Origin of the sequence: Halorubrum sp. ASP1, assembly GCF_005435135.1 — an archaeon.
Taxonomy (GTDB): Archaea; Halobacteriota; Halobacteria; order Halobacteriales; family Haloferacaceae; genus Halorubrum; species Halorubrum tropicale.
On sequence record NZ_SGUA01000033.1, the window covers coordinates 1 to 2,329 of the forward strand.

At 65.8% G+C, this 2,329-nt stretch carries 2 protein-coding genes; both read left to right on the plus strand.

Annotated elements, in window-relative coordinates; all coding sequences use genetic code 11:
* The first annotated feature begins 201 nt into the window (after positions 1-201).
* Positions 202-1,572, plus strand: a complete 1,371-nt coding sequence (locus tag EXE48_RS18085; RefSeq protein WP_137712160.1) for a hypothetical protein — start codon at positions 202-204, stop codon at positions 1,570-1,572.
* A gap of 170 nt (positions 1,573-1,742) precedes the next feature.
* A partial coding sequence (locus EXE48_RS18090) for a hypothetical protein (RefSeq protein WP_137712161.1) occupies positions 1,743-2,329 on the plus strand: 587 nt, incomplete at its 3' end.

A 2,329-nucleotide genomic window follows, 5' to 3' on the forward strand; every position in this document is an offset into this window, starting at 1 on the left:
CCTTGTGGAGCCGCTCGATCACCGCCTCCTCACCGCGCTGTTCCTTCTGTCGACTGCTGAATGATCTACTCATGAGTTCCAGGCCGTATGTGTCTTCCCGCTGCTATCCGTCCGCTCGCCGCCGTTCCTGTCGGCCGCGCGGACGCTGAACGGCGGCGAGCGGACGGATAGCAGCGGGAAGACACATACGGCCTGGAACTCATGAGTAGATCATTCAGCAGTCGACAGAAGGAACAGCGCGGTGAGGAGGCGGTGATCGAGCGGCTCCACAAGGACTTCGCACCGTGGGAGAAGTCGCGGCAGGCGCGGTACCACGCCGGCTCGAAGTCGTGGGGGCGGCTCGCTCAGTACCACAACGACGGCGAGCGGATCTACAAGGACTTCGAGGGATCTGACGGGAACAGCCTCAAGCCGTTCCACAAGAAGCTAAAGAGCCTGTCACGGACGGCGCGGCTGAACGGGATCGAGAACGCGCACCCGGTGTACCGGTACCCGAGCGCGTACCTCGACGCGATCATCCACGTCGACGACGCAGAGATGTGGGCGCTCGAGGAGGGGCGGCTCGACGACGACATCATCGCGGACCAGCCGGCGCCGCGCCGGAAGGTGCTGGAGTGGCTGGCGAAGCCGGAGAACGAGCACGTCCTCGCTGCGATGGGCGACGGCGGGACCGACATCTGGGCGCACTCGAAGCCGGGCGGCGGGAAGACGTCGTTCGCGAACGTCGTCGGCGGGATCCGGATGCCGGAGATCAACAACGAGACGCTGCTGTGGATGCTGACGCTCGACGAACTCGAGTGTCTCCCGCTGGCGCCGTACATGACCGTCGCGGTGCCGGCGGGGATCGACTACGAGGTCCACGCCAAGCCGCGGAACCCGACGCTGCCGACGACGGAGATCTCGCTGACGGACGTGTTCCGGGACACGATCACGTACAAGAACCCGCGAGACCTCATGACGAAGATCGTCCCGGGCGGGCTCTACGCGGTGCTGCCGGACCCGTTGTTCCGGGGCTGCGAGAAGCAGACGATGGCGACGTACACGCCGGCCCGAGACGCGGACAAGCCGGCGGAGGTGACGCCGCTCCGGGACGTTAATTTCGCGTTCATGGACACGAGAGCGAAGGACGACGAGTTCCTCCACCCGACGACCATCGTCCTCGACGAGTTCTCGGACCTGGTCCCGCTGAACCCCGAGGCTGACGAGAACGACCAGAACCGCAAGGTGAAGGGCTACCCGGTCAGCCAAGGGAAGGGCCGGAAAAAGAACCTCTCGACGATCCCGCTGTCACACAGCGTCTCCCGCGTCGACGAGGGCGTTCGGGAGAAGACGCGGTGGTTCGTGACGATGCCGAAGACGCCCCCGCCGAGCGCGTCGCTGTCGGGGATCGGGAACGTTCCCATCGACAAACACTACATCAACCGTTTCGCGGACCGGACGGGTCGGGCAGTGATCTGGCGCGACCAGAACTACACGCCGGTCGAGTGGCCGAACCCGTACCGGAACTACCGGTTCCGGGGCGAGATCTCGGTGCGATACCCGCGCCGGGAGGAGGCGCTGGATGCGTTGTAGAGCCAGCAAGGCGCCGGTTTTCGGTCGCTTCAGCGTCTGTAACCGTCGATTTTTGGCATCGAAACAGACTGATCCCCCCGAGATCGACCGATACGCGACTTCTCGCGACCGCGCACACGGCGGTCCACACGCGCGCGTAGCTAAGAGGAGCGCAGGGGGAGGGGTGAGCCATGACTGACGAGACAACAACCGACACCAACGACGAGGAGGAACAGAACCGCGAGCTGATCGCGTGGCTGAGGACGACGCTGGCCGCGCTCGTGGCGCGAGCCCGGGCGGCGGTCGCACAGTCGGTCGAGGAGATCGCGCCGCAGCTGCGCGGGACGCTCGATCGACTGCACATACCGGCGGGCGCGGTGAAACCGCTCGCACTCGCGGCCGTGCTAGTCGTGGCTGCGGTCGCGATGCCCGCGGCGCCGTTCGCGGGGGATGCGACGAACAACTCTACGGAGGAGCCTGTCTCAGGCACTACTTACGACCCGGTCGACGGGAACGATCTGAGAGACGTGGTGTCGAACAGTCTCGGCGCTGCGACGAGCTCGGCACCGCCAGCACCGAGTGACGTGCGAACGAGCGCGGGCTCACAGACGATGAGCGTGCAAACGGACGTCGTCGACGGTGACCCGGCGATCGTCCTCGAGGACGACCGAACCCACGACGGACGCTGGGTCGCGATCGAGACGGCGTGGTTCCAGGAGCACGTGGGCGAGGTACCGCAGGTGGCTCGCGTAAAACACGAGAGTAACGGCACGTACTC

Coding starts and splice junctions, on each gene's coding strand:
- EXE48_RS18085 (WP_137712160.1), top strand. CDS start 202: ATGAGTAGATCATTCAGCAGTCGACAGAAGGAACAGCGCGGTGAGGAG.